Origin of the sequence: Bradyrhizobium sp. 2TAF36, assembly GCF_052114925.1 — a bacterium.
GTDB classification, from domain to species: Bacteria; Pseudomonadota; Alphaproteobacteria; order Rhizobiales; family Xanthobacteraceae; genus Bradyrhizobium; species Bradyrhizobium barranii.
Window position 1 is genome coordinate 21,133 of sequence record NZ_JBFRFR010000005.1, and the last position, 25,343, is coordinate 46,475.

General features: G+C 64.3%; 27 protein-coding genes. 17 read left to right on the top strand and 10 right to left on the bottom strand.

The features are described 5' to 3' along the window. The first annotated feature begins 31 nt into the window (after nt 1-31). Entirely contained in the window at nt 32-736 is a 705-nt protein-coding gene (locus AB4Z51_RS03770) for a glutathione S-transferase family protein (RefSeq protein WP_441268209.1), read from the top strand. Nucleotides 737-738: 2 nt separating this feature from the next. Here the strand turns inward: AB4Z51_RS03770 and AB4Z51_RS03775 are convergent, their stop codons facing one another. The 3 genes from AB4Z51_RS03775 to AB4Z51_RS03785 form a co-directional block, all read right to left on the bottom strand. Then, nucleotides 739-1,521 carry a sulfite exporter TauE/SafE family protein gene (locus AB4Z51_RS03775; protein ID WP_441268208.1) on the bottom strand — a complete coding sequence of 261 codons (783 nt, stop codon included), beginning with the start codon at nt 1,519-1,521 and terminating at the stop codon, nt 739-741. A 3-nt stretch (nt 1,522-1,524) separates the two neighbouring features. After that, nucleotides 1,525-2,157 (bottom strand): TetR/AcrR family transcriptional regulator, encoded by a 633-nt coding sequence (locus tag AB4Z51_RS03780; RefSeq protein WP_441268207.1) that lies wholly within the window; start codon nt 2,155-2,157, stop codon nt 1,525-1,527. 214 nt (nt 2,158-2,371) lie between these two features. Continuing rightward, nucleotides 2,372-2,743, bottom strand: a complete 372-nt coding sequence (locus AB4Z51_RS03785) for a tRNA-binding protein (RefSeq protein WP_071914740.1) — start codon at nt 2,741-2,743, stop codon at nt 2,372-2,374. Between the two features lie 104 nt (nt 2,744-2,847). Here AB4Z51_RS03785 and AB4Z51_RS03790 point away from each other — a divergent pair, with 104 nt between their 5' ends. Beyond that, nucleotides 2,848-3,201, top strand: coding sequence for an ArsC family reductase (locus AB4Z51_RS03790; protein WP_441268206.1), 354 nt, complete (start codon nt 2,848-2,850; stop codon nt 3,199-3,201). Nucleotides 3,202-3,240: 39 nt separating this feature from the next. Here AB4Z51_RS03790 and AB4Z51_RS03795 read toward each other — a convergent pair whose 3' ends face one another. Further along, complete coding sequence (locus AB4Z51_RS03795) at nt 3,241-3,933, bottom strand: hypothetical protein (RefSeq protein ID WP_063983736.1); 693 nt, start codon at nt 3,931-3,933, stop codon at nt 3,241-3,243. A gap of 302 nt (nt 3,934-4,235) precedes the next feature. On the opposite strand from AB4Z51_RS03795, the gene AB4Z51_RS03800 reads away from it, so the two are divergent. The 7 genes from AB4Z51_RS03800 (at nt 4,236) to AB4Z51_RS03830 (ending at nt 10,729) form a co-directional block, all read left to right on the top strand. Beyond that, nucleotides 4,236-4,991 carry an ABC transporter ATP-binding protein gene (locus AB4Z51_RS03800; RefSeq protein WP_063983735.1) on the top strand — a complete coding sequence of 252 codons (756 nt, stop codon included), beginning with the start codon at nt 4,236-4,238 and terminating at the stop codon, nt 4,989-4,991. Then, nucleotides 4,984-5,730 carry an ABC transporter ATP-binding protein gene (locus AB4Z51_RS03805; protein WP_014495849.1) on the top strand — a complete coding sequence of 249 codons (747 nt, stop codon included), beginning with the start codon at nt 4,984-4,986 and terminating at the stop codon, nt 5,728-5,730. Before AB4Z51_RS03800 ends, AB4Z51_RS03805 begins: the two co-directional genes overlap by 8 nt. A 48-nt stretch (nt 5,731-5,778) precedes the next feature. Then, on the top strand, nt 5,779-6,999 hold the full coding sequence (locus tag AB4Z51_RS03810; RefSeq protein WP_441497063.1) for an ABC transporter substrate-binding protein: 1,221 nt from the start codon (nt 5,779-5,781) through the stop codon (nt 6,997-6,999). A 72-nt stretch (nt 7,000-7,071) separates the two neighbouring features. Then, the gene (locus tag AB4Z51_RS03815; RefSeq protein ID WP_063983732.1) at nt 7,072-7,935 is read left to right on the top strand and encodes a branched-chain amino acid ABC transporter permease; all 864 of its coding nucleotides are present in this window, start codon (nt 7,072-7,074) and stop codon (nt 7,933-7,935) included. Between the two features lies 1 nt (nt 7,936). After that, the gene (locus AB4Z51_RS03820; protein WP_441497064.1) at nt 7,937-8,905 is read left to right on the top strand and encodes a branched-chain amino acid ABC transporter permease; all 969 of its coding nucleotides are present in this window, start codon (nt 7,937-7,939) and stop codon (nt 8,903-8,905) included. A gap of 156 nt (nt 8,906-9,061) precedes the next feature. After that, the gene (locus tag AB4Z51_RS03825; RefSeq protein WP_014495845.1) at nt 9,062-9,706 is read left to right on the top strand and encodes a DUF47 domain-containing protein; all 645 of its coding nucleotides are present in this window, start codon (nt 9,062-9,064) and stop codon (nt 9,704-9,706) included. A gap of 15 nt (nt 9,707-9,721) precedes the next feature. Continuing rightward, nucleotides 9,722-10,729, top strand: a complete 1,008-nt coding sequence (locus AB4Z51_RS03830; RefSeq protein ID WP_441497065.1) for an anion permease — start codon at nt 9,722-9,724, stop codon at nt 10,727-10,729. Here AB4Z51_RS03830 and sugE read toward each other — a convergent pair. Continuing rightward, nucleotides 10,722-11,036 (bottom strand): quaternary ammonium compound efflux SMR transporter SugE, encoded by a 315-nt coding sequence (gene sugE, locus AB4Z51_RS03835; RefSeq protein ID WP_231144876.1) that lies wholly within the window; start codon nt 11,034-11,036, stop codon nt 10,722-10,724. The two genes, AB4Z51_RS03830 and sugE, sit on opposite strands and share 8 nt — an antisense overlap. A gap of 158 nt (nt 11,037-11,194) precedes the next feature. Between sugE and AB4Z51_RS03840 the strand changes: the two genes are divergently transcribed. From AB4Z51_RS03840 to AB4Z51_RS03875, 8 genes are all read left to right on the top strand, one after another. After that, nucleotides 11,195-12,814 (top strand): peptide chain release factor 3, encoded by a 1,620-nt coding sequence (locus AB4Z51_RS03840; protein ID WP_441268204.1) that lies wholly within the window; start codon nt 11,195-11,197, stop codon nt 12,812-12,814. A gap of 201 nt (nt 12,815-13,015) precedes the next feature. Continuing rightward, the gene (locus AB4Z51_RS03845) at nt 13,016-13,594 is read left to right on the top strand and encodes a hypothetical protein (protein WP_071914722.1); all 579 of its coding nucleotides are present in this window, start codon (nt 13,016-13,018) and stop codon (nt 13,592-13,594) included. A 166-nt stretch (nt 13,595-13,760) separates the two neighbouring features. Then, on the top strand, nt 13,761-14,345 hold the full coding sequence (locus AB4Z51_RS03850; protein ID WP_441268203.1) for an NnrU family protein: 585 nt from the start codon (nt 13,761-13,763) through the stop codon (nt 14,343-14,345). A 76-nt stretch (nt 14,346-14,421) separates the two neighbouring features. After that, nucleotides 14,422-16,014: a class I adenylate-forming enzyme family protein gene (locus tag AB4Z51_RS03855; RefSeq protein ID WP_441268202.1), complete on the top strand. Its 1,593-nt coding sequence runs from the start codon at nt 14,422-14,424 to the stop codon at nt 16,012-16,014. A gap of 167 nt (nt 16,015-16,181) precedes the next feature. Then, entirely contained in the window at nt 16,182-16,835 is a 654-nt protein-coding gene (locus tag AB4Z51_RS03860) for a tetratricopeptide repeat protein (protein ID WP_063983726.1), read from the top strand. A 44-nt stretch (nt 16,836-16,879) separates the two neighbouring features. Beyond that, nucleotides 16,880-17,431, top strand: a complete 552-nt coding sequence (locus AB4Z51_RS03865) for a hypothetical protein (protein ID WP_208086392.1) — start codon at nt 16,880-16,882, stop codon at nt 17,429-17,431. 49 nt (nt 17,432-17,480) lie between these two features. Continuing rightward, nucleotides 17,481-18,863, top strand: coding sequence for a ribosome biogenesis GTPase Der (gene der, locus AB4Z51_RS03870; RefSeq protein ID WP_247311469.1), 1,383 nt, complete (start codon nt 17,481-17,483; stop codon nt 18,861-18,863). After that, nucleotides 18,860-20,116 carry a TCR/Tet family MFS transporter gene (locus AB4Z51_RS03875; RefSeq protein ID WP_441268201.1) on the top strand — a complete coding sequence of 419 codons (1,257 nt, stop codon included), beginning with the start codon at nt 18,860-18,862 and terminating at the stop codon, nt 20,114-20,116. Before der ends, AB4Z51_RS03875 begins: the two co-directional genes overlap by 4 nt. Nucleotides 20,117-20,221: 105 nt before the next feature. On the opposite strand, the gene AB4Z51_RS03880 is transcribed toward AB4Z51_RS03875, so the two are convergent. The 5 genes from AB4Z51_RS03880 to purF all read right to left on the bottom strand — a co-directional run bounded on the left by AB4Z51_RS03880 (nt 20,222) and on the right by purF (nt 25,320). After that, nucleotides 20,222-21,448 carry an ABC transporter substrate-binding protein gene (locus AB4Z51_RS03880; protein WP_063983724.1) on the bottom strand — a complete coding sequence of 409 codons (1,227 nt, stop codon included), beginning with the start codon at nt 21,446-21,448 and terminating at the stop codon, nt 20,222-20,224. 166 nt (nt 21,449-21,614) lie between these two features. Beyond that, complete coding sequence (locus tag AB4Z51_RS03885) at nt 21,615-22,778, bottom strand: hypothetical protein (RefSeq protein ID WP_441268200.1); 1,164 nt, start codon at nt 22,776-22,778, stop codon at nt 21,615-21,617. Between the two features lie 78 nt (nt 22,779-22,856). After that, on the bottom strand, nt 22,857-23,597 hold the full coding sequence (locus AB4Z51_RS03890) for an SDR family NAD(P)-dependent oxidoreductase (RefSeq protein WP_354117582.1): 741 nt from the start codon (nt 23,595-23,597) through the stop codon (nt 22,857-22,859). A gap of 70 nt (nt 23,598-23,667) precedes the next feature. Then, complete coding sequence (locus AB4Z51_RS03895; protein WP_439036340.1) at nt 23,668-23,799, bottom strand: hypothetical protein; 132 nt, start codon at nt 23,797-23,799, stop codon at nt 23,668-23,670. 15 nt (nt 23,800-23,814) lie between these two features. Then, nucleotides 23,815-25,320 (bottom strand): amidophosphoribosyltransferase, encoded by a 1,506-nt coding sequence (gene purF, locus AB4Z51_RS03900; RefSeq protein WP_441497066.1) that lies wholly within the window; start codon nt 25,318-25,320, stop codon nt 23,815-23,817. Nucleotides 25,321-25,343: the final 23 nt, after the last annotated feature.

Sequence of the window (25,343 nt, forward strand, 5' to 3'; positions counted from 1 at the left end):
GCGGCATCTCACGAACGAAGCCGGGGTCCCGATGCCTGATCTGTCCGCCTTTCCCATCACCAAGCGCTGGCCTGCCAGGCATCCGGAGTTGCTTCAGCTTTATTCGCTGCCGACGCCGAACGGCGTCAAGGTGTCGATCATGCTGGAAGAGATCGGTCTGCCTTACGAGGTCCACCTCGTCGACTTCGGCAAGGACGACCAGAAGACGGCGGAATTCCTCTCACTCAATCCGAACGGCAAGATTCCGACGATCCTCGATCCCAACGGTCCGGGCGGCCGGCCGCTGCCGCTGTTCGAGTCCGGGGCGATCCTGCAATACCTCGCCGAGAAGACCGGCAAGCTTCTGCCGGAGGACGCCGCGCGCCGCTACCAGGCCATCCAGTGGGTGCATTTCCAGATGGGCGGCATCGGGCCGATGTTCGGCCAGGTCGGCTTCTTCCACAAATTCGCCGGCAAGGATTTTGAGGACAAGCGGCCACTCGAACGTTACGTGGGCGAGGCCAAGCGTCTGCTCGGCGTGATGGAGACGCATCTTTCCGGCCGGCAGTGGTTCATGGATGACGACTACACCATCGCCGATATCTCCATGCTCGGCTGGGTGCGCAATCTCATCGGCTTCTACGGCGCCGGCGATCTCGTCGAGTTCAGCCAGTTCAAGTCGATCGGTGCCTGGCTCGAACGGGGGCTGGCGCGTCCTGCCGTGCAGCGTGGGCTGAACATTCCGAAGCGGCCGTAGAATCAGGTCAGCGCCTTATGCGTCATGTAGAGCGCCATCACCGAGATGAGGGCGATCATGACCCTGTGCAGCACCGCTTGGCTGACGCCGTTGGCCGCGCGTGCGCCGAGATCGGTGCCGATCCAGAGGCCGGCGAGAATCCCGACGATGGCCGGCCAGCCGACCATGAGCCCCTTGCTCCAGTAGATCCAGGCCGCCGGAATGTTGGTCGGGATGACCGAGAAGATGAGGCTGACGAGTTGCGCCTGGTGCTGCGGGACGCGTAGGCCCGCGGCGAGGCCGACGGTGATCGCGAGCCCGCCGCCGATGCCCATGAAGCCGGAGGAAAATCCGGCAAGCGCGCCGATGAGGAGCAGGGGGAGCCAAGGCAGTTCGTCTCGGTCGGCCGCCGCGAGGCTCCCGTCCTTGCGGTCGCGGCGCAGGATCAGAAGGGCGATCAGCGCGACGAGATAGACGACGTAGGTCCACTGCAGCACCGAGTCGGAGACCGCCGCCGCGGCGTAACCGCCGCCGGCACCGCCGACGAGAAATCCGAGGCCGATCCAGGCGATCCATTGCAGCGGGCTGCGATTGCCGCTCTGCCAGTAGCGGCGTACGCCGGCGAGGCCAGTGGGCGGGACCTGCGTGATCAGCGACGTCCCCTGGGCGACATGCTGCTCCGCGCCGAGCAGAAGCACGGTGAAGACGACAAGCCCGCCGCCCGGGCTCGTACCCATGAAGCCCGATGTCAGTCCGCCGACGAGACCGACGCCAATGCCTGCGAGGAGATCGTGAATCCAGGACATCGCTTACGTCCTGGTCCGTCGCTTGATGTCAGGCCTGGTCGAGCGAAATCCCTCGATCACGCCGCCGACGGCCGTCATGCAGGCCTCGATATCAAAATCCTCGCCCCAGCATTTCTGCAGCACGAAGCCCTGGAAGATCGCGATGAGCACGCGCGCGATCGCATCGGCGCCGAGGTCACGCTTGATCAGGCCGTCATGCTGGCCGCGCTCGACCAGCGCCACGATCAGCGCGCGCGGCATGTCGATGCCTTCGACGACGCTGGTGCGGACGCGGCGGTTACGAAGGGCCTCCGCCCAGCCGTGGATGCCGACGCGACGCCGCGCTTCGCCGGCGGGATCGGTGAGCCATTGCGCGTAGACGCGGATCAGCGCGTGGAGTCCTTCGATCGGATCACCCGATCCCTGTGCCACCGAGTTGAGCACGGCCTCGCGACGATGCCGGTCGTCGGCGAGCGCCTCGATCAAATCGTCCTTGCTCTGGAAGTAGAGATAGACCGCGCCGTGGCTCAAGCCCGACCGTTTGACGATGTCGGCCATGCCGGTCTGGTGAAAGCCTTGCTCGGCGAAGCAGGCAAGCGCCGCTTCGAGGATCTGCTGCCGCCTACCTTCGCGTTGCTTGTCGCTGATCTTGGGCATTTTGGCAGTCCATAAATAACTGACAGATCGGTCGTTTTGACCGTTCGCCTGATGGGGCCGCCATATAGTCGGGCATCAATAAAAAACGATCAGTCAGTCATTTTTATGACCAAAGGCGATCTTGGTCAAGTCCAGACGGTCCGGAAACAGGAGGATCAAGCCGCCGCCGGGGGTATGGCGGGAGGTAACGGCGGCCCGGCCCGCAATCGCGCGGCTAGAACAGTCGTCCGCCGTTCGGCACAGGCTTGCTCGGCTGCACCAGCACGACCTTGCCCTCGGCATCGGGGAAGCCGAGCGTCAACACTTCCGAGACAACAGGACCGATCTGGCGCGGCGGGAAGTTGACGACGGCCGCGACCTGCTGCCCCACCAGCGTCTCGAGCGGATGATTTTCGGTGATCTGGGCCGAGCTCTTGCGCACGCCGATCGCGGGACCGAAGTCGATCCACAGCCGCCAGGCCGGCTTGCGCGCCTCCGGGAACGGTTTTGCATCGACGATGGTGCCGACACGGATATCGACCGCGAGGAAGGCGTTGAAGTCGATGGCTGGCGACGCGGCCGCGGCGGGATCGTGAGTGGCGTGCATTGATGTATCCGTTCGGAGAGCGGGGTTCGTTCGCAATGTTGTTGCGCGAACCGGAGTTTCGTACAACGCTGCAGTCATCCAACGACGCATGCGCGAGGAAGGTCTTGCCCAACATCATCTACGGCATCAAGAACTGCGACACCATGAAGAAGGCGCGCGCATGGCTCGACACCCATGGCGTCGCCTACGAGTTCCACGACTACAAGGCGGCGGGCGCCGAGAAGGACAAGCTCAAGCAGTGGAGCGACAAGGCTGGCTGGGAGACGCTGCTCAATCGCGCTGGCACGACCTTCAAGAAGCTGCCGGATTCCGACAAGGAAGGCCTCACCGAGAAGAAGGCGCTGGCGCTGATGCTAGCGCAACCATCGATGATCAAGCGGCCGGTGCTCGAAGTCGGCGGCAAGCTTCTGGTCGGCTTCAAGCCGGATATCTATGCCAAGGAAGTCAAGGCCAAGTAGGTCAAGGCCAAGTAGGTCGGCGCCAGATCGCGCTAACCCCTAATTCAGCTCGACGATCTCGGTGGTGACGCCGGGCTGATCGGCGAACTCGACGACGTCGGCGGCAGCGATCCGGCCGGGAGCGCGATGGAAGAGATCGCGGTCGATCACCGCGCGTAGTTTCGGGCGCGGCAGCGCGTCATTTCCGCGCATCAGATTCTTGATTTCGAAGCCGCCGTCCTCGCAGAATGTCTTGAGCGAGGCGATGACGTGGCAGACCTTGCCGTCGGTCTGGAACGGCAGCAGCAGCCGTTCATAGGCAACCACGCGGCCATAGATGTCGTCGACGTCGGCCACGCTGTAGACCGGAAGGCCGCGCGCCACGCATTCATAATAGATCGGCATCACGAAGGGTGCGAGGCGCGGCCCGATGTAGTCGTCGAGCAGAACGCCCTTGCCGGTCTGTCCATAGGCGCGCGAGATGCGCGTACCTTCGCTCTGGATGATGAGGCGCGGCGTCGGCGCCGAGATGTCGACGGTATAATAGATGAGATCGGACAGCTCTTCCTCGAGCCGCGCGGGCTGATACTCCCAGATCGCCGGCACCATCTGCCCGCGCGCATAAAGTCGCAGCCACGTGTTCAGGAGATCACGCTGCCTGATCGACTTGACGACAGAAGGAGCGGCGCTTGCAAAATCCAAGGCAATTTCCAAGACAATATTCCCGACGCATAAAACCCGCGCATGATCCATGCGGCGGGAAAATTTTCTATGAAGGCTGGCGCGCGGGAAGAAAGACCGTTAACGACGGCTTGATGACCGGTGCCTTGCGAACCGGGAGGCCGGGCAGGCGACATCAAAACGCGTCCGACTAAGGGAGCATAAGCCTCCCGGCCGGAGACCTGATCTGCTCAGCTTTCCGCCTTGCCTAACCCCCGTCACCTCCGGCATATTCCGCGCCCGGAGGCGACGTTCCGGGACAGGCTCCAAGGCCCCCGGAAAGCCGAAGTAACTAAGGACAGCCACGCGTATTGTGCGGGCAGGGGGAAATCTGTTTGGCCGATGAGTTCATTCTCGAAACGGAAGGCTTGACCAAGGAGTTTGCGGGCTTCTTCGCCGTCCGCGACGTTGCGCTCAAGGTTCGCCGTGGGAGCATTCACGCGTTGATCGGCCCGAACGGGGCGGGCAAGACGACGTGCTTCAATCTTTTGACCAAGTTCCTCAAACCGTCCGCCGGCAAAATTCTGTACAAGGGGCAGGACATCACGGCGATGGCGCCAGCCGACGTGGCGCGCCTGGGACTGGTCCGTTCATTCCAGATCTCGGCGGTATTTCCGCATCTCACCGCGCTGGAAAACGTTCGCGTCGCGCTCCAGCGCCAGCACGGCAGTTCCTTCGATTTCTGGCGCTCCAAGTCCGTGCTCAACCGCTTCAACGATCGCGCGCGTGAACTGTTGAACGATGTCGGCCTCAGCGAGTTTGCCAATACGCCCGCGGTCGAGATGGCCTACGGCCGCAAGCGCGCGCTCGAGATCGCAACGACGCTCGCGCTCGACCCCGAGATGATGTTGCTGGACGAGCCGATGGCCGGCATGGGCCACGAGGACATCGACAAGATCGCGGCGCTGATCAAACGCATCTCCGCGAAGTACACCATCCTGATGGTCGAGCATAATCTGAGCGTCGTGGCCAATCTCTCCGACATCATCACCGTGCTGACGCGCGGACAGGTGCTGGCGCAGGGCCATTACAGCGAACTCACCAAGGACGAGCGCGTCAAGGAAGCCTATCTGGGAGCCGGTCATGCCTGAGACTGCAACCGCGGACGCTCCCGCAAAAGCCGCAACCGGCGGCAACATCCTCCAGGTCCGCAACCTGGAAGCATGGTACGGCGAGTCCCACATCCTGCACGGGATCAATTTCGACGTGAACGCGGGCGAGGTGGTTACGCTGCTCGGCCGCAACGGCGCCGGCAAGACGACCACGCTGAAGTCGATCATGGGCATCATCGGCAAGCGGACCGGCTCGGTGAAGTTCAACAACCAGGACATCATCCGCGCGACCTCCGACAAGATCGCGCGGATGGGCATCGCGTTCTGCCCGGAGGAACGCGGCATTTTCTCCAGTCTCGATGTGCGGGAGAATTTGTTGCTGCCGCCGGTGGTTCGCCCGGGTGGATTGCCGCTCGAGCAGATCTTCGATCTGTTTCCGAATCTGAAGGAACGTCTCAACAGCCAGGGCACCAAGCTCTCCGGCGGTGAGCAGCAGATGCTCGCGATCGCGCGCATCCTGCGCACCGGCGCGAGCTTCCTGATGCTGGACGAGCCGACCGAAGGTCTTGCGCCTGTCATTATCCAGCAGATCGGCCACACCATTGCACGGCTCAAGAAGGAGGGTTTTACCATCCTCCTGGTCGAGCAGAATTTCCGGTTCGCATCCACCGTCGCCGACCGTTATTACGTGGTCGAGCACGGCAAGATCATTGACGGATTTTCCAATTCGGAGCTTGCCGCCAACATGGACAAGCTCCACACCTATCTCGGCGTCTAAGACGGCCAAGCGTCAAACGGCCACGAGAAAATTCACGAGGGAAGTAGCATGAAAAAGTCGATTGCGTCGTTTCTGCTCGGCACGGCGTTGGCCGTCACCACGGCTGGCGTAGCCTTTGCGCAGGACAAGACCGTCAAGATCGGCGCGCTGTCCGATCAGTCCGGCCTCTACGCCGACCTCGGCGGTCCCGGCTCGACGCTCGCCGCCCAGATGGCCGTCGAAGATTCCGGCCTTGCGGCGAAGGGCTGGAAGATCGACATCATCTCCGGCGATCACCAGAACAAGCCCGACATCGGCACCGCGATCGCGCGGCAATGGTTCGACGTCGACAAGGTCGACATCATCGTCGACGTGCCGAACTCCGGCGTGGCGCTCGCCGTCAACAACGTCATCAAGGAAAAGAATGGCGTCTACATCAACTCGGGCGCCGCGACCTCGGACCTCACCAACGCGCAGTGCTCGCCCAACACGGTGCACTGGACCTACGACACCTACATGCTGGCCCACACCACGGGGCAGGCGCTGGTGAAGGCCGGTGGCGACAGCTGGTTCTTCCTGACCGCGGACTACGCCTTCGGTGCGGCGCTCGAGCGCGACACCACGGCCGTGGTCACCGCCAACGGCGGCAAGGTGGTCGGCGGCGTCAAGCATCCGCTCAACACGCCGGACTTCTCCTCGTTCCTGCTGCAGGCGCAAGCTTCGAAGGCCAAGATCATCGGTCTTGYCAATGCCGGCGGCGACACCACCAACTCGATCAAGCAGGCGGCCGAGTTCGGCATCGTCAAGGGTGGCCAGAAGCTCGCGGCGCTGCTGCTGTTCCTCACCGACGTCAAGGCGATTGGCCTCGAGACCGCGCAGGGCCTCAACTTCACCGAGACGTTCTATTGGGACATGGACGACAAGACCCGGGCCTTCTCCAAGCGCTTCTCCGACAAGATGAAGAACAACGCGCCGCCCACCATGGTGCAGGCCGGCGTCTATGCGGGTGTGCGTCACTATCTCAAGACGCTGGAAGCGCTCGGCGGCAATCCTCATGACGGCGTCAAGGTCGTCGAGAAGATGAAGTCGTTGCCGACGGAGGACGACCTGTTCGGCAAGGGCGAGATCCAGCCGAACGGCCGCACCATCCACAGCGCCTACCTGTTCGAGGTGAAGAAGCCCTCGGAGTCCAAGGGGCCGTGGGACTTCTACAAGCTGGTCGGCACCGTACCGGGCGACCAGGCTTTCACGCCGCTGTCCGAGAGCAAGTGCGCGCTCTTGAAGAAGTAAGATAACCGCCCGCAGGCCATCAGGCCTGCGGGCGATTTTCAGGCAACGCCGAAGGGACCGGGTGCGGGATCGATGCAGGCTCTTTACGCTCAGCTACTGGTGGGATTGATCAACGGCTCGTTCTACGCGCTGCTCAGTCTCGGGCTTGCCGTGATCTTCGGCATGCTCAACATCATCAATTTCGCCCACGGCGCGCTCTACATGATGGGCGCGTTCGTTGCCTATTTCCTGCTGAGCCTCGGCGGCATCAACTACTGGTGGGCGCTGCTGATCGCGCCTGTTATCGTCGGCATCTTCGGCATGATCCTGGAACGGACCATGCTGCAATGGCTGACCGGGCTCGACCACCTCTACGGCCTGCTCCTGACCTTTGGCATCGCGCTGATCGTGCAGGGCGTGTTCCAGAACTATTTCGGCTCCTCCGGTCTGCCTTACGCCATTCCGGACCAGCTCAAGGGCGGCATGAATCTCGGCTTCATGTTCCTACCGATCTATCGCGGCTGGGTCGTCATCTTCTCGCTGGTGGTGTGTATCGCCACCTGGTTCCTGATCGAGAAGACGCGGCTCGGTGCTAACCTGCGCGCGGCCACTGAGAATCCGACGCTGGTGCGCGCTTTCGGCATCAACGTGCCGCGCATGATTACGCTGACCTACGGTCTCGGCGTCGGCCTTGCCGCGCTCGCCGGTGTGCTCTCGGCGCCGATCAACCAGGTGCGGCCGTTGATGGGCGCCGACCTCATCATCGTCGTGTTCGCGGTGGTCGTGATCGGCGGCATGGGATCGATCATGGGCTCCATCATCACCGGCTTTGCGCTCGGTGTGATCGAGGGCCTGACCAAGTATTTCTACCCCGAGGCCTCCAACACCGTCGTGTTCGTGCTGATGGTGCTGGTGCTCTTGGTGAAGCCAACGGGACTGACGGGAAGGGCGGCCTGATATGACAGCCTTGACGGACGACACGCTGCCGGTAACCCCGCGCGCGATGCGTGACGAGATGGTCGTGTTCGTGGTGATGGCGCTGCTGCTGGCGTCGGTGCCCTTCACGGGCGTCTATCCGTTCTTCGTGATGCAGGCGCTGTGCTTTGCGCTGCTTGCCTGCGCCTTCAACCTGCTGATCGGCTATGGCGGCCTGTTGTCGTTCGGCCACGCAATGTTCATGGGCACCGCCGGCTATTGCAGCGCGCACGCGCTGAAAGTGTGGGCGTTGCCGCCGGAGCTCGGCATCCTCGTTGGAATCGTCGCGGCGTTCGGGCTGTCGCTCATCACCGGCTATATCTCGATCCGCCGCCAGGGCATCTATTTCTCGATGATCACGCTGGCGCTGTCGCAGCTCCTGTACTTCATCTACCTCCAGGCGCCGTTCACCCATGGTGAGGACGGCATTCAGGGCATTCCGCAGGGGCGGATGTTCGGCTTGCTCGATCTCTCCAAGCCGACGGTGCTTTATTACGTCGTGCTGGCCGGCTTCCTCGCCGGCTTCCTGCTGATCTACCGCATCATCAACTCGCCGTTCGGTGAAGTGCTGAAGTCGATCCGCGAGAACGAGCCGCGCGCGATCTCGCTCGGCTACCGGACCGACCAATATAAATTCCTGGCTTTCGTCCTGTCCGGCACGCTGGCCGGCTTTGCCGGATCGCTGAAGGTGTTCGTGGCGCAGAATGCCTCGCTCACCGACGTGCACTGGACGATGTCGGGCGAGGTCGTGCTGATGACGCTGGTTGGCGGTCTCGGCACCATCTTCGGCCCCGTGGTTGGTGCCTTCGCGATCATCGCCATGCAGCAATATCTGGCGGGTTTTGGCCAATGGGTGACGGTGATCCAGGRCTCGATCTTCGTGGTCTGCGTGCTCACCTTCCGCCGCGGCGTCATCGGCGAAATCGCTCATTACTTCCGGCGCTCGCTCTAAGTCATTGATATCGCGCCAATTTCATTGGCGCGATAATCCGGTGGATGATCCTGCTTCGCGGGCGTGAGATGACACGCGCGCGGGGTGGAAATGGTCTATGACAGTTTCATGACGGTCCGTTCGGGCCGGGCCATTTCCAACCGGTAGCCTATCCCCATGATGCGATGGTTTCGCGCTTTCCTGCCCAAGGAAGAACGGTTCTTCGACCTGTTCGACCGCCATGCACAGACCGTGATCCAGGGCTCGATCGCACTCCAGGGCATGCTCAATGGGGGCGAGGAGACGCCGGTCTACTGCCAGCGTGTCAACCAGTTCGAGAATGACGCCGACAACATCACCCGTGAGGTGCTGACGGCGGTGCGCCGCACCTTCATCACCCCCTTCGACCGTGGCGACATCAAAAATCTAATCACCTCGATGGACGATGCCATCGACCAGATGCAGCAGACGGCCAAGGCCGTGATGCTGTTCGAGGTCCGCACCTTCGAGCCGCCGATGCGGGAGATTGGCGGGCTCCTGATCGAATGCGCCAATCTCGTGGGGCGCGCGTTGCCGCTGATGCAGTCGATCGGCCCGAACGTCGCGATGCTGACCGCGATCACGGAGGAGCTGGGCAAGCTGGAGGGCCGGGTCGACGATCTCCATGACATCGGGCTGAAGGAGCTGTTCCTCAAGCATCGTGATGGCAGCGCGATGGATTTCATCGTCGGCGTCGAGATCTACGACCATCTCGAAAAGGTGGCCGACCGTTTCGACGACGTCGCGAACGAGATCAACAGCATCGTCATCGAGCAAGTTTAGGGCAGGAGTCGCGCCGTGGATGCTGCGCTCGGACTTCCTGTCCTCGTCGGCTTGATCGCCGTCGCGCTGCTGTTCGACTTCCTGAACGGCCTGCACGACGCCGCCAATTCGATCGCGACCATCGTGTCCACCCGCGTGCTGCGGCCGCAATTCGCGGTGCTCTGGGCGGCGTTCTTCAATTTCATCGCCTTCATGGTGTTCGGGCTGCATGTTGCCCAGACCATCGGCACCGGCATCATCGAGCCCGCGGTGGTCGACGCCCAGGTGATCTTCGCGGCCCTTGTCGGCGCGATCGTCTGGAACCTGGTGACCTGGGGGCTGGGCATCCCGTCCTCGTCGTCGCATGCGCTGATCGGCGGTCTCGTCGGCGGCGGCATGGCCAAGGCGGGGATCTCGGCTGCGGTGTGGAGCGGACTGTCCAAGGCGGTGCTGGCGATCGTGCTGTCGCCGCTGGTCGGCTTCCTGCTCGCGATGATGCTGGTCGCGATCGTGTCCTGGCTCTCGGTGCGCTCGACGCCGTTCGCGGTCGATCGCGCCTTCCGCATCCTGCAATTCGCCTCCGCCTCGCTCTATTCGCTCGGCCATGGCGGCAATGACGCCCAGAAGACCATGGGCATCATTGCCGTGCTGCTCTATTCGCAAGGGCATCTTGGCGGTGAATTCTCGGTGCCGTTCTGGGTGGTGCTGTCCTGCCAGGCCGCGATGGCGCTGGGCACGCTGATGGGCGGCTGGCGCATCGTCCGCACCATGGGCCTGCGCATCACCAAGCTGACGCCGATGCAGGGCTTTTGCGCCGAAACCGGCGGCGCCGCGACCCTGTTCATGGCGACCTTCCTCGGCGTTCCCGTCTCGACCACCCACACCATTACTGGCGCGATCGTCGGCGTCGGCGCGGCCCGCCGCGTCTCGGCGGTGCRCTGGAACGTCGCGAGCTCGATCGTCTATGCCTGGGTGATCACGATCCCGGCCTCGGYCATTGTCGCGGCGCTGACCTGGTGGGCGGTCCAGATTTTCGTCAGGTGACGAATTTCAGCCCTGCGATGCCGGCGACGATCAGCCCAATGCTGGCGAGGCGGAACGCCGTGGCCGGCTCGCCGAACAGAATGATGCCAAGCGTGGCGGTACCGACCGCGCCGATGCCGGTCCAGACCGCATAGGCGGTTCCGACGGGCAGCGATTTGAGGGCTAAACCGAGCAGGATGACGCTGCCGGCCATCGCCGCGAGCGTGATGACGGACGGAACAAGCTTGGTAAAACCCTCGGTGTATTTCAGGCCGATCGCCCAGGTAATTTCGAGAAGACCGGCGACGAACAGGATGCTCCAGGCCATGACGACCCTCCATTCAAGGCAGGGTCGTCCCCGCGGCGGATATGCTGATGAGGGGGGAGGCCGTCCTCCCCGGGAGCGGATATGGGGCTGGCCGTAGGGCTCCGCAATCACCACATGAGGCTTGATCAGGCCCATTTTCCCTGCCAAACGCTCCCGCCATGTCCGACATCGCCATATCAGCCGACTCGCCGGCCCGTTCCCCGCTTGCCACCGAGGTGGCGCGGCGGCGCACCTTCGCGATCATCTCCCACCCGGACGCGGGCAAAACCACGCTGACCGAGAAACTGCTGCTGTTCGGCGGCGCCATCAATCTCGCCGGCCAGGTCAAGGCCAAGGGCGAGCGGCGCAACACCCGTTCGGACTGGATGAAGATCGAGCGCGAGCGCGGCATCTCGGTCGTGACCTCGGTCATGACGTTCGAGTTCGAGGGTCTCGTGTTCAATCTGCTGGACACGCCGGGCCACGAGGACTTTTCGGAGGACACCTACCGTACGCTCACGGCCGTCGACTCCGCCGTCATGGTGATCGACGCTGCCAAGGGCATCGAGGCGCGCACCCGAAAGCTGTTCGAAGTCTGCCGCCTGCGCGACATTCCGATCATCACCTTCATCAACAAGATGGACCGCGAGAGCCGCGACGTGTTCGAGCTGCTCGACGAGATCGAGAAGACGCTCGCGCTCGACACCACGCCGATGACCTGGCCGGTCGGYCGCGGCCGCGATTTCCTCGGCACCTATGACGTTGCCAATGGCGGCGTGCGTCTGCTCGAAGGCGGCGGCGCCAAGACCGGCGCTGCACAGCAGATCGAGATCGCCGAGCTCGGCAAGCTCAACGCCAACCTCGATGTCGGCGCGGTCAAGGACGAGCTCGAACTCGTCACCGAGGCTTCGAAACCGTTCGAGCTCGCCGCGTTTCGCGAGGGCCATCTGACGCCGGTCTATTTCGGCAGCGCGCTGCGCAATTTCGGCGTCGGCGACCTCCTGGAAGGTCTCGGCAAGTTCGCGCCGGAGCCGCGCGCGCAGGAGAGCGACCAGCGCAAGGTCGAGGCGACCGATCCGCGCATGAGCGCCTTCGTGTTCAAGATCCAGGCGAACATGGATCCGAACCACCGCGACCGCATCGCCTTCGCGCGCCTGTGCTCCGGCAAGCTCAGCCGCGGCATGAAGGCCAAGCTGGTGCGCACCGGCAAGAGCATGCCGCTGTCGAGCCCGCAATTCTTCTTCGCGCAGGATCGTTCGGTCGCGGACGAAGCCTTCGCCGGCGACGTCGTCGGTATTCCCAATCACGGCACGCTGCGCATCGGCGATACCCTGACCGAGGGCGAGGATTTCACCTTCGTCGGCGTACCGAGCTTCGCGCCGGAAATCGTCCGCCGCGTGCGTCTCACCGACGCGATGAAGGCGAAGAAGCTGAAGGAAGCGCTTCAGCAGATGTCGGAAGAGGGCGTGGTGCAGGTGTTCCGCCCGCGCGACGGCGCACCGGCGCTGGTCGGCGTGGTCGGGGCGCTGCAGCTTGACGTGCTGAAGGCACGCCTCGAGGCTGAATATTCGCTGCCGGTCGAGTTCGAGGTCAGCGAGTTCCAGCTCGCCCGCTGGGTCTCATCCGAGGACCGCAAGAAGCTCGACGCCTTCATCGCCGCCAACACCTCGAGCATCGCCGACGATGTCGACGGCGATCCCGTGTATCTGGCGAGAAACGAGTTCTATCTCGGCTACGCCAGGGAACGCGCGGAGGGCATCGAGTTCACGAACGTCAAGGACGTCAAGAAGAAGGGGTAGGGCGCACTCCGCTGTCATTCCCCGCGAAGGCGGGGAATCCAGTCAGCCTCTCAATTCCATCACAGCCGTCTCGGAGTACTGGGTCGTCCGGTCGAGCCGGGCGACGACACCGGAGCTAAACGCGAGCATGTGAACAGCCGCAGGCTTGACGGGTTCGTTGTCGATGCCACGTTGGTTGGTGTGGCATTGTGAGCTTGCATCATGTGGCGCGGCATCCTGGTCTTTCTCCTGCTGGCGATATCGACGGTTGCCGCCGATGCGCAGCGCCGCCAGATCAATCCGATCCCGTTTTCGCATGAGCCGTGCAGCGTGCTCGCCGGCCGGCCCTGCACGCCGTACTATTGCAGCCCGCTCGAGCCCGGCCCCTGCATTCCCGAGATCGATTACCCCTACGGCCAGAATCTCCAGCTCACGATCGAAACCGTGCCGGCGGAGGCAGATCGCTCGAAATATCAGAGGCCGGATCACGATCTCGATACGATCGGCGATCTCTTCGCCGAGCTGCGCACCTGCTGGTCGCCGCCATCGGACAATGCGCGCGCGGGCATGCAGATGGCGGTGCGCTTCAGCTTCAACAAGGCGGGCGGCATGATCGGTCCGCCGCAGCTGACCTATGCGACCGCGGGCGTCCCGGCCGATACCCGAACGACCTATCTCAATGCGATCAATTCATCGCTGAAAGCCTGCCTGCCGCTCAAATTCACCAACGGCCTCGGCGGCGCTCTGGCCGGACGCCCGATCGCGATCCGCTATGTCGATAATCGCGAGCTTGGAAAATAGCTCTATCCCCGCATCTTGCGGACTGCGCTTGCGCGGGTCTCACAGGATGAAGGCCGCGCTGTTGCAGACCCGAGCCTGCACGCCTCACCATGAGGCGTGAGAGTTGCGACCCGCGCCCAATCGATGATACGCCATAGGCGGGGGCGCTGGTTGAGGGGAGGATGTCGTGGGTCTGCTGGTCATGATCCTGGGGCTGATGCTGTTTTTTGCGGCCCATGTTTTCACAACGAAACGAGAGGCGCGCGCGCAGGCGATCGCGAGACTGGGCGAGGGGACCTACAAGATCCTCTATGCGGCCGTCTCGCTTGCGGGACTGGCGCTGATCATCTGGGGCTTTGCCCATTATCGCGCTGCCGGAATGATCCCGATTTGGGAGCCGCCGGTCGCATTCAAGCACATTACAGTCGCGCTGATGCTGCCCGCTGTCATCCTGGTGGTGGCGTCCTACTTGCGCGGGCGCATCTATGCGACGCTGAAGCATCCGATGCTGGCGGGCATCAAATTGTGGGCGGCCGCGCATCTGCTCGCCAATGGTGATCTCGGCTCCATCATCCTGTTTGGCTCGTTCCTGGGCTGGGCCGTGTACGACCGCATCTCGCTGAAGCATCGCACCGATGGCGGCGGCCCGCCGATTCCGGTGGGCGGGGTCACCAATGATCTGATCGCCGTTGCAGTCGGTGTCGTCGCTTATCTCGCGCTGGCCTTCGCATTCCACCCGGTTGTGATCGGCGTTCCCGTCATGGGAGGCTGACGACAGCCGATCAGCGCAAGACGGTTCCGCGCAGCCGTGCGCGGAACGTGACAAAGCAACAGCCGAGGGCATCCCGATGGACTGGTCGCATTCTCAGATCCCGCCGATGCGGTTCGAGGCGCGCTTCGGCGATCGGATGGTGCCGGCCTTCAGCGACCGGCCGGCGAGCCTGTGGGCGATGATCGCGGACGCTTGCGCCCGCAATCCGGATGGCGAAGCGCTGATCGCAGGCGATGTCCGGTTGAGCTGGCGGCAGGCGGTGGAGCAGGCCACGCGGATCGCGGCGGGCTTTCGCAAGCTCGGCCTGCAGCGCGGCGATCGCATCGCGATCCTGCTCGGCAATCGCATCGAATTTCCGCTGCTGCTGTTTGCCGCCGCGCATGAGGGGCTGGTGACGGTGCTGCTCGGCACGCGCCAGCAGAAGCCCGAGATCGCCTATGTCCTCGCCGATTGCGGCGCCAAGATTCTTATCCATGAAGCGGGGCTCACCGGGCGGCTGCCCGATGCGCTTGATGTCCCCGCTGTCATCCACCGCATCGCCGTCGACAGCAATCAGGCCCTGTCGCGTTTCGCCGTGCTCGCCGACAACGTCCCGGCATCGGCGCCGGTCGAGATCGGCGAGGAGGACACCGCGATGATCCTCTACACCTCGGGCACGACGGGCAAGCCGAAGGGCGCGATGCTCGCCCATTGCAACATCGTCCATTCCTCGATGGTGTTCGTCTCCTGCCTGCAATTGACGGAAGCGGACCGCTCGATCGCGGCGGTGCCGCTCGGCCACGTCACCGGCGTCGTCGCCAACATCACGACGATGATCCGCTGCGGCGGCGCGCTGATCATCATGCCGGAGTTCAAGGCTGCCGATTATCTCAAGCTCGCCGCGCGCGAGCGTGTCACCTACACGGTGATGGTGCCGGCGATGTACAATCTCTGCCTGCTCCAGCCCGATTTCGACAGCTACGATCTCTCGAGCTGGCGCATCGGCGGCTTTGGCGGCGCACCGATGCCGGTCGCGACCATCGAGAAGCTCAAGGCGACGATTCCCGGCCTGAAGCTCGCGAACTGCTACGGCTCAACCGAGACGACGTCGCCCTCGACGATCATGCCGGGCGAGCTGACCGCGAGCCACATCGACAGTGTCGGCCTGCCGTGTCCCGGTGCCCACATCGTCGCGATGGGAGCGGACGGGCGCGAACTGCCCGCTGGCGAGATCGGCGAGCTCTGGATCCAGAGCGCCTCCGTCATCAAGGGCTACTGGAATAACCCGAAGGCCACGGCCGAAAGCTTCACGGGCGGATTCTGGCATTCCGGTGATCTCGGCTCGGTCGATGCGGAGGGGTTTGTCCGCGTGTTCGACCGGCAGAAGGACATGATCAATCGCGGCGGCCTGAAGATCTATTCGGCCGAGGTCGAGTCCGTGCTGGCCGGCCACCCCGCCGTGGTCGAGAGCGCGATCATTGCCAAGGCTTGCCCGGTGCTGGGCGAGCGCGTCCACGCCGTGGTGGTGACGCGCGCGCCGGTGACCGGCGAGGCCTTGCGCGCCTGGTGCGCGGAGCGGCTGTCCGACTACAAGGTCCCCGAAACTATGGCGATCACCCCCGAGCCGCTGCCGCGCAATGCCAACGGCAAGGTGCTGAAGCGGCAGCTGCGGGAGCTCCTGGGAACCTGAGCCGGACAGGCCGGCTCCGGGCTATCCCGGGTGGTTAACGCCTTGATTGGGCTCGCTTTGCCTTGCCACCGCCATATCGTTAGGGTACCCCGCCGCCACGTGGGGGACGGGATTCCTGACGCGAACGCATTGGCGCGCGCACCCGGACGGGCATGGGATTAGCATAAGTGTCTGAATTATTTGACGAAGTCGACGAGGAAGTACGTCGCGAACAGCTCAAGAAGCTGTGGGACAAGTATTCGATTGTCTTCATTGCCCTGATGGTGCTGATCGTGGCCGCCGTCGGCGGCTGGCGCGGCTACCAGTATCTGGAGGGCAAGAAGGCCGCCGAGGCCGGCGCCGCCTTCGAGAAGGCCGCTGAGCTGTCCGACCAGGACAAGCACGCGGAGGCCGAGGCCGCCTTCACCGCGCTCGCCGCCAAGGCTCCCTCGGGTTATCGCACCCTGGCGCGGCTACGTGCCGCGGCCGAGGCAGCGCCCCGCGATCCCAAGGCGGCCGCCAAGATGTTTGACGACATCGCCGCCGATCGCAGCATCGGTGGTGAGTGGCAGGATCTGGCGAAGATCCGCGCCGCCGGCTTGCTGGTCGACAGCGCGTCCTATGCCGACATGCAGCAGCGGCTGGAGTCCTCCGCCGCGCCCAAATCCACGTTCCGCCACAGCGCCCGCGAGTTGCTGGCGCTATCGGCCTGGCGCAACAACGACATGACCGCGGCCCGCAAATGGCTCGACGCGATTGCCGAGGACGGCGAAACGCCGCCCGGTTTGCGCTCACGCGCCGAGGCGCTCCAGGCCCTGCTGCCGCCCGTCGCCAAAAGCTGACCAAGAGCTGACCTTCGGGCTCTCTGACGTAGACGAGACACAAGATGCGCCGCACGCCCCGCTTGATCGCAGCCGCCGTCCTGATCGCCTTCACGGGCATCCTGGGCGGCTGCTCCAGCTTCGATCCAAGCGACATGCTCGACTTCCTCGACACCAAGAAGAAGCTGCCGGGCGACCGCAAGCCGGTCTTCCCGGAGGGCGTTCCGGGCCTCGAGCAGGGCGTGCCGCGGGAGATGTACAAGGGCGCAGCACAGCAGCAGCCGGATCCGAACGCACCGGCCGTCGCGGCTCTGCCCGCCGAGCCGTCGCCCGAGGCCAAGCCGGCAAAGGGTGCCAAGGCGAAGAAGACCAAACAGCCTTCCAGCACCGCGGCCGCGCCCGCTGAGGCGCCCGCGGGCGAGGTCGACGGCGAGGCCCAGCCGGAGGCCGCGCCGCCCACGGCCGCTCCGCCGCCCAAGCAGAAGATCGTGCGCAAGCGCACCACCGCCCCGCCGCCGGATCAACCCGTCCAGCAGGCGCAACCGACCCAAACCACCCAGCAGCAATCGCAGGGAGCTTTCCCGGCACCGATGCCGAGCGGCAGCTTTTCGCGCTGATCACTTCATTACATTGACAGGCGCGGCCTTCGCAGCGCACGAATGACCGATGTCCTTCACGATTGCTATTATCGGCCGGCCAAATGTCGGCAAATCGACGCTGTTCAACCGCCTGGTTGGGCAGAAGCTCGCGCTCGTCGATGACCTGCCGGGCGTCACCCGCGACCGCCGCGAAGGCGAGGCCAGGCTCGGCGACCTCGAATTCACCATCATCGATACCGCCGGCCTCGACGAGGGCGCCAAGGGCTCGCTGACCGCGCGCATGCAGGAGCAGACCGAGGCCGCGATCGCACAGGCCGACGCGCTGTTCTTCGTCATCGACGCCCGCATCGGCCTGACGCCCACCGATCGCGCCTTCGCCGATTTCGCCCGCAAGGCCGACAAGCCGGTACTGCTGGTCGCCAACAAGAGCGAAGGCAAGCACGGCGATGCCGGCGCGATGGAGGCCTTTGCGCTCGGCCTCGGCGATCCCATTCAGGTCTCGGCCGAGCACGGCGAAGGCATGGGCGAGCTGTATGACGCCCTCCGCGAGTTGATGCCGGAGCCTGTCGAGGAAGATGAAGCCGAGGACGACGAGCCGCTGACCGAGGAGGAGGCCGCGACGCGTCCGATCCGCGTCGCCATCGTCGGCCGGCCCAATGCCGGCAAGTCGACGCTGATCAATCATCTGCTCGGCGAGGAGCGCCTGCTGACGAGCCCGGAGGCCGGCACCACGCGCGATTCCATCGCGGTCGAGATCAACTGGAAGGGCCGCGATTTTCGCGTGTTCGATACCGCAGGCCTGCGCCGTCGCTCGCGCATCGAGGAAAAGCTGGAGAAGCTCTCGGTCGCCGACGCGTTGCGCGCGGTGCGCTTTGCCGAAGTCGTCGTGATGATGATGGACACGCAGAACCGCTTCGAGGAGCAGGACCTGCGCATCGCCGATCTGATCGAGCGCGAGGGCCGCGCGGTCGTGCTCGCCGTCAACAAGTGGGATCTGATGGAGACCAAGGGCGGCGGCGCCATCTCGGGCCTGCGCCGGGATGCCGACCATTCGCTGCCGCAGATCAAGGGCGTGCCGATCGTCGCCGTATCAGGTCTGATGGGCGAGGGCATCGATCGTCTGATGCAGGCGATCCAGGACGCCTACGCGGTCTGGAACAGGCGCGTGCCGACATCCGCGCTCAATCGCTGGTTCGAGCAGGCCGTGCAGGCCAATCCGCCGCCGGCCGTGTCCGGCCGACGGCTCAAGCTGAATTACATCACGCAGAACAAGGCGCGTCCGCCGAGCTTCGTGCTGTTCTGCTCGCGCGCGGACGCGGTGCCGCAGTCCTATTTGCGCTACCTGACCAATTCCATGCGCGAGACCTTTGAGCTGCCGGGTACGCCGGTGCGCATCACCTTGCGCGAAAAGGCCAACCCCTTCGCCCACAAGCGCAAGCGGCCGTCGTGAGCAACGATGCCGGCGAGGCGACGGCGCGAAGCGCTGCGCCGGTCCGGCGTGGTGCCGTCGCCTTCATCTTCGTCACCATCCTGCTCGACATGCTCGCGCTCGGCGTGATCATGCCGATCCTGCCGAAGCTGATCGAGAGCTTCGTCGACAACGACACCGCGCATGCGGCCCGCATCTTCGGCCTGTTCGGCACCGCCTGGGCGCTGATGCAGTTCGTGTTCTCGCCGGTGCTCGGCGCGCTGTCGGATCGCTTCGGACGGCGGCCGGTGGTGCTGCTGTCGAATTTCGGGCTCGCCGCCGACTATGTGCTGATGGCGCTCGCGCCGTCGCTGCTCTGGTTGTTCATCGGCCGCGTGATCTCGGGCATCACCTCGGCGAGCATTTCGACCGCCTTTGCCTATATCGCCGACATCACGCCGCCGGAGCGGCGCGCGGCCGTCTTCGGCAGGATTGGAGCTGCCTTCGGCGCCGGCTTCATCCTGGGCCCGGCGCTCGGCGGCCTGCTCGGCGATATCGATCCGCGGCTGCCGTTCTGGGCGTCGGCGGCTTTGAGCCTTGCCAATGCGCTCTATGGGCTCTTCGTCCTGCCGGAATCGCTGGCGCCGGAGCGGCGCGCGCCGTTCCGCTGGACCAGCGCCAATCCGGTCGGAGCGCTGCACTTGCTGCGTTCCAACGCGGCACTGGCCGCGTTATCCATCGTCAACTTCATCGCACAAGTCGCGCATGTCGTGCTGCCCTCGACTTTCGTGCTCTATGCGACCTATCGCTACGGCTGGGATTCCAAGACCGTGGGTCTGACGCTCGCGATGGTCGGCATCTGCGCCATGGTGGTGCAGGGGCTCGCCATCGGCCCGATCGTACGCGTGTTCGGTGAGCGGAATGCGCTGGTGCTCGGTCTGTGCTGTGGTGCGATCGGCTTCGTGATCTTCGGCGCCGCGCCGACCGGCCCGCTGTTCTGGATCGGCATTCCCGTGATGTCGCTGTGGGGCATCTCGGGCGCCGCCATGCAATCGCTGATGACCCGACTGGTCGCGCCCGATCAGCAGGGCCAGTTGCAGGGCGCGACCGCGAGCGTGCAGAGCGTGTCGCAACTCGTCGGACCGTTCCTGTTCACGCTGACGTTTTCCTATTTCATCGGCGCCAGCGCGCCGTTGCATCTGCCCGGCGCGCCGTTCCTGCTTGCGGCGGTATTGATGGTGGTATGTGTCGCGATCGCGATGCGGACGCTGGTGACTACGAAGACGGTTTCGTAGGGTGGGCAAAGCGAAGCGTGCCCACCGCTACTTCGTCAACTCGCGGAGAGAAGGTGGGCACGGCGCTTACGCGCCTTTGCCCACCCTACGGCGGCGTCGACGGTCTTACTTCTTCACCAGCGGGCACTCGCTGTCCTTGAGCGGCTTGGCCGCGTCTTCCGCCGCGATCGTGGCGATCTGCTTGTAGTAGTCCCACGGGCCCTTCGACTCCTCGGGCTTCTTCACCTCGAACAGATAGGCCGGGATGAGACGGCGTCCGTCTTGGCGCAGCGGGCCATTGCCGAACAGCGGATCGTCGGTCGGCAGCTCCTTCATCTTGGCGACGACCTTGGCGCCGTCGTGCGGATTGCCGCCGAGCGCTTCCATCGCCTTGAGATAGTGTAGCACCATCGCGTAGTTGCCGGCCTGGGTCATAGACGGCATCGCGTTCTTGCTGGCCAGGGCAGCGAAGCGCTTCGACCAGGCGCGGGTCTGCTCGTTCATGTCCCAGTAGAACGACTCGGTGAAGGTCAGGCCGTGCGCGGTCTTTAGCCCCAGCGAATGCACGTCGTTGATGAACAGCAGCAGCGCCGCGAGCTTCTGGCCGCCCGATACGATGCCGAATTCGGCCGCCTGCTTGATCGAGTTCGTGGTGTCGCCGCCGGCATTGGCGAGGCCGACCACCTTGGCCTTGGACGATTGGGCCTGCAGCAGGAAGGACGAGAAGTCCGAGCTGTTGATCGGGTGCTTGACGCTGCCCAGCACCTTGCCGCCGTTCGCCGTCACGACGGCCGTGGTGTCGCGTTCCAGCGCGTGGCCGAAGGCGTAATCCGCGGTAAGAAAGAACCAGGTGTCGCCGCCAGCCTTGGTCAGCGCCTTGCCGGTGCCGTTGGCGAGCATGTAGGTGTCGTAAGTGTAGGAGATTGTGTTCGGCGTGCAGGCCTTGCCGGTCAAGTCGGCAGAGGCGGCGCCGGAATTCAGCAGCACCGAATTCTTTTCCTTGACGAGGTTGCTGACCGCAAGCGCGACGCCGGAGTTCGGCGTATCAGCGATCGCATCGACCTTCTCGTTGTCGATCCACTGCCGAGCGATATTGACGCCGACGTCCGGCTTGTTCTGGTGATCGCCGCTCAGAACGTCGATCTTCCAGCCCTTCTTGAGCAGGCCGGAATCCTCGACGGCCATCTTGATCGCGACCACGGAGTTCGGGCCGCCGATATCGGCATAAAGGCTCGACATGTCATTCAAGACGCCGATCTTGACGGTCTTGTCCTGCGCGTAAGCGGATGTTGCAAAACCGAAGGCGGCACAGGCCAGAAGGGCCGCATAGCGGCGCGCGAGCGTCGTCGTCATAAAAGGTCTCCTCCATTTTCAATATGCGGACGGCTCTCTTGCGGAGCCTTGTTCCGGCTGATCGCTCTACCGTGTCCCACGGCTGGCGGCAATGCGCCTAAAGCCGGATGACGCTGCGGCGTAGCGTCATCCGTCGGTTAACCTTTGGGCAAAGTGTGTTGAGACGCTATTTGAGCGCGTCCGAGGTCAGCTTGAATTTCTGGATGCGCTTACCGGTGTCGACCTCGGCGGTATAGACGTTACCCTTGGCGTCTATCGCCATGGCATGCACCCAGTGGAACTGCCCGGCATTGCGGCCGTTGTGCCCGAAGCTGCCGACCACGCTGCCGTCCTCGCGCTTGATCACCCGGATCTCGTTGTTCTCGCCGTCGGCGCTGAGCAAATAGGTCTGCTTCGGATCGGGCCAGATCGCGACGTCCCACACCGCGCCGTTGCCGAGCGTGTTCTTCTCGAAGAAGAACTCCTTCACGAAGGTGCCATCCTTTTTGAACACCTGGATGCGATTGTTGATGCGGTCGCAGACGTAGACGAGACCGTCATTGGCGAGCTTCACGCAATGGACGGGATTTCCGAATTGCTGGGAGACAGGCGCCTTGGGATCATACGCCGGCTGCTTGTCGTCGTTGGGTTTGCTGCCGTAGGCGCCCCAGTGCCGCTTGTAAGCGAGCGTCGTCGCATCGAACACGATGACGCGGCGGTTGCCATAGCCGTCGGCGACGTAGATTTCGTTCGCCTCCTTGTCGATTGCGGTTTCGGCGGGCTTGCCGAGCTGCGTGGTGTCGTTGCTGCCGAGGCTCGGCGCGATCTTGCCGATCTGGGCGACGAACTTGCCGTCGAGCGTGAATTTCAAAATGGCGTTGTCGTTGTCGGCGTTGCCGCCGACCCAGACGAAGCCGCGCTCGTCGACCTCGATGCCGTGCTCGCGGCCGACCCATTCATAGCCTTCGCCCGGACCGCCCCACGACCGCAGCAGATTGCCGTCCGTGTCGAATTCGAGCACGGGCGGCGCCGACACGCAGCACTTCGAGCGCGGCGGGTTGAGGCCCGCGCCTTTCTCGTCATCGGTGAGCGAGCGCGGGCGATGGATCACCCAGATATGGCCCTGCCAGTCGACGGTGATGCCGCCGACCTGGCCGAGGATCCAGTTGTTAGGTAGCTGTTTTGGCCAGGAGGCGTCGACCGCGAAGGTCGGGACGTCGCCCGCAGACGCCGTGCCTGGAAGCACGAACGCAATGACTGCAATCAGGATGGAGAAGGCTTGAGAGAGTCGTACGAGCGCACGGCCGAGCCTTGTACAGACAAGCCCTGCGCGATCATGCCACGGCGCCATGGCAACCTCCCTTTTTTGGCTTGCGGCTTGCTGCCGCTTGAGCGCGGGCAGTCAATCGCGGGGAGGCGCTTGAGTCAATCAGGCCGGCGAGCGGAAGCTCATCAGCGTGCGGGTCTTGTAGTCGTAGAACTTGCCGGTTTCGGTCCAGTCAGGCGCGCACATCGGGACGATGAATTCGGCAACCTGCTCGGGTGTCTCCAGGGTCGCCGGATCTTCGCCCGGCATCAACGTGGCGCGCATGCGGGTACGGATCGGGCCCGGGTTGAACAGGTTAACACGGAGCGGCGTGTTCGCGGTTTCCTGCGCCCAGGCGCGGGCCAGTGTTTCCAGCGCGGCCTTGGAGGCGGCGTAGGGGCTGACATAGGCGGTGGCCTTGTTGGCGGCGCCCGAGGTGATGAACACTGCCCGGCCGGCATCGGACTGCCTCAGCAGCGGCTCCATGCAGCGGATCAGCTGGAAGTTCGCCGAGACGTTGACGGCCATCACGTCGGTGAAAGTTTTCAGTTCGATATGGCCGACCGGCGAGGAGGGGCCGAGCACGCCGGCATTGCCGACGAGGATGTCGAGCTTGCCATAGCGTTCGTGCAGGCCGGCCCCGAGCCGCGCGATGCCGTCGGAATCGGTGAGATTGAGCGGCACCAGCGTGGCGCTGCCGCCGTCTTTCCGGATCTCGTCATCGAGCTCTTCCAGCCCGCCCTGCGTGCGCGCCGTCGCAACGATATGCGCGCCGGCCTTGGCCAGCGCCCTGGCCGTGGCGAAGCCGATGCCGCGCGAGGCGCCGGTGACGAGAGCGATACGGTTGGCGAGGGGTTTTGTCATGGCGGGGTTTTACAGGCGTGGATGGCCGGGACAAGCCCGGAATTTCTGCCCTCGATCTCCCGCCGCAGCCCTACTGGATATTGGTACTATTGTTCGGGCCGTTCGCCGAGCTGTCAGGCGGCACCTTCATGCCCTGCCTGAAGGCGAAGACGATGAAGCCGACCAAAAGCCCTCCGCAGAGAATGGCGATGGCCAGCTGCATCGTCGCGGTCTTTCGTCAGCTCGCCTCCGCCAGCAACGACAATTGCCGCGGCTGCTGCTCGGTCTGGGTCTGGTCGGTGAGATGAGTCGGATACGCCCCGGTGAAGCAATGATCCGAGAATTTCGGATTGGCGGGGTCGCGGCCGGGCTCGCCCATGGCGCGATACATGCCGTCGATCGACAGGAAGGCGAGCGAGTCGGCGCCGATGATCTCGCGCATCTCCTCCAGCGAATGCGTCGCGGCCAGGAGGCCGCCGCGATCCGGCAGGTCGATGCCGTAATAATCGGGATAGAGGATCGGCGGCGAGGCGRGGCGGAAATGCACTTCCTTGGCGCCCGCATCGCGCATCATGCGCACGATCTTCTTCGAGGTGGTGCCGCGCACCAGCGAGTCGTCGATCAGGATGATGCGCTTGCCTTCGATCGCGGCGCGGTTGGCCGAATGCTTCATGCGCACGCCGGACTCGCGGATCGCCTGGGTCGGCTGGATGAAGGTGCGGCCGACATAGTGGTTGCGGATGATGCCGAGCTCGAACGGTACGCCGGAATGCTGGCTGTAGCCGACCGCGGCTGGCACGCCGGAATCCGGCACCGGCACGACGACGTCGATCGGCACATGGCTCTCGCGCGCGAGCTGCGCACCAAAGGCCTTGCGTACTTCGTAGACCGAGCGGCCGTGAACGATGGAGTCCGGGCGGGAGAAATAGATGTATTCGAAGATGCAGGGGCGCGGCGCCATCGGCGGGAACGGCTTGTGGATGTCCTGGCCGTTCTCGTCGAACACGATGACTTCGCCGGGCTCGATGTCGCGAATGAAGCGCGCGCCGATGATGTCGAGCGCGCAGGTCTCCGAGGTCAGGATCGGACAACCGTCGAGCTCGCCGAGCACCAGCGGGCGGATGCCGCGCGGATCGCGCGCGCCGACCAGCTTCTTGTTGGTCAGCGAAACCAATGCATAGGCGCCCTCGATCTCGCGCAGCGCGTCGATGTAGCGCTCGATGAAGCGGCTGCGCCTGGAGCGCGCGACGAGATGCAGGATCACCTCGGTGTCGGTGGTCGACTGCATCATCGCGCCGTTCTTCACGAGCTCGCGGCGCAGCGTCAGGCCGTTGGTGAGGTTGCCGTTGTGGGCGACCGCAAGGCCGCCGGCATTGAGCTCGGCGAACAGCGGTTGCACGTTGCGCAGGATGGTGGCGCCGGTGGTGGAGTAGCGGACATGGCCGACGGCCATATTGCCGGGCAGGCGGTCGATCACCTCGCGGCGGGAGAAGGTGTCGCCGACGAGGCCGAGGCGGCGTTCCGAGTGAAAGCGGCTGCCGTCGTAGGAGACGATGCCGGCGGCCTCCTGGCCGCGATGCTGGAGAGCGTGGAGACCGAGCGCAGTGATGGYGGCGGCGTCAGGGTGGCCATAGATGCCGAAGACGCCGCATTCCTCGCGGAGCGTATCGCCCTCCAGGTCGTCCTGAAGCTCTAGCGCGGCTGGGCCGAGATCAAGTTGGGCGTCCTGGTCAGGGTGTCGCATCTCGTCCGCGCCTCTCTTTTAGG

Excerpts from the sequence above, each read along its gene's own strand:
- AB4Z51_RS03890 (WP_354117582.1), bottom strand. The coding sequence starts at position 23,597 with ATGACAAAACCCCTCGCCAACCGTATCGCTCTCGTCACCGGCGCCTCG.
- AB4Z51_RS03795 (WP_063983736.1), bottom strand. The coding sequence starts at position 3,933 with ATGGATCATGCGCGGGTTTTATGCGTCGGGAATATTGTCTTGGAAATT.
- AB4Z51_RS03815 (WP_063983732.1), top strand. The coding sequence starts at position 7,072 with ATGCAGGCTCTTTACGCTCAGCTACTGGTGGGATTGATCAACGGCTCG.
- AB4Z51_RS03785 (WP_071914740.1), bottom strand. The coding sequence starts at position 2,743 with ATGCACGCCACTCACGATCCCGCCGCGGCCGCGTCGCCAGCCATCGAC.
- AB4Z51_RS03855 (WP_441268202.1), top strand. The coding sequence starts at position 14,422 with ATGGACTGGTCGCATTCTCAGATCCCGCCGATGCGGTTCGAGGCGCGC.
- AB4Z51_RS03865 (WP_208086392.1), top strand. The coding sequence starts at position 16,880 with ATGCGCCGCACGCCCCGCTTGATCGCAGCCGCCGTCCTGATCGCCTTC.
- AB4Z51_RS03770 (WP_441268209.1), top strand. The coding sequence starts at position 32 with ATGCCTGATCTGTCCGCCTTTCCCATCACCAAGCGCTGGCCTGCCAGG.
- sugE (WP_231144876.1), bottom strand. The coding sequence starts at position 11,036 with ATGGCCTGGAGCATCCTGTTCGTCGCCGGTCTTCTCGAAATTACCTGG.
- AB4Z51_RS03895 (WP_439036340.1), bottom strand. The coding sequence starts at position 23,799 with ATGCAGCTGGCCATCGCCATTCTCTGCGGAGGGCTTTTGGTCGGCTTC.
- AB4Z51_RS03885 (WP_441268200.1), bottom strand. The coding sequence starts at position 22,778 with ATGGCGCCGTGGCATGATCGCGCAGGGCTTGTCTGTACAAGGCTCGGC.
- der (WP_247311469.1), top strand. The coding sequence starts at position 17,481 with ATGTCCTTCACGATTGCTATTATCGGCCGGCCAAATGTCGGCAAATCG.
- AB4Z51_RS03775 (WP_441268208.1), bottom strand. The coding sequence starts at position 1,521 with ATGTCCTGGATTCACGATCTCCTCGCAGGCATTGGCGTCGGTCTCGTC.
- AB4Z51_RS03880 (WP_063983724.1), bottom strand. The coding sequence starts at position 21,448 with ATGACGACGACGCTCGCGCGCCGCTATGCGGCCCTTCTGGCCTGTGCC.
- AB4Z51_RS03845 (WP_071914722.1), top strand. The coding sequence starts at position 13,016 with ATGTGGCGCGGCATCCTGGTCTTTCTCCTGCTGGCGATATCGACGGTT.
- AB4Z51_RS03825 (WP_014495845.1), top strand. The coding sequence starts at position 9,062 with ATGATGCGATGGTTTCGCGCTTTCCTGCCCAAGGAAGAACGGTTCTTC.
- AB4Z51_RS03780 (WP_441268207.1), bottom strand. The coding sequence starts at position 2,157 with ATGCCCAAGATCAGCGACAAGCAACGCGAAGGTAGGCGGCAGCAGATC.
- AB4Z51_RS03805 (WP_014495849.1), top strand. The coding sequence starts at position 4,984 with ATGCCTGAGACTGCAACCGCGGACGCTCCCGCAAAAGCCGCAACCGGC.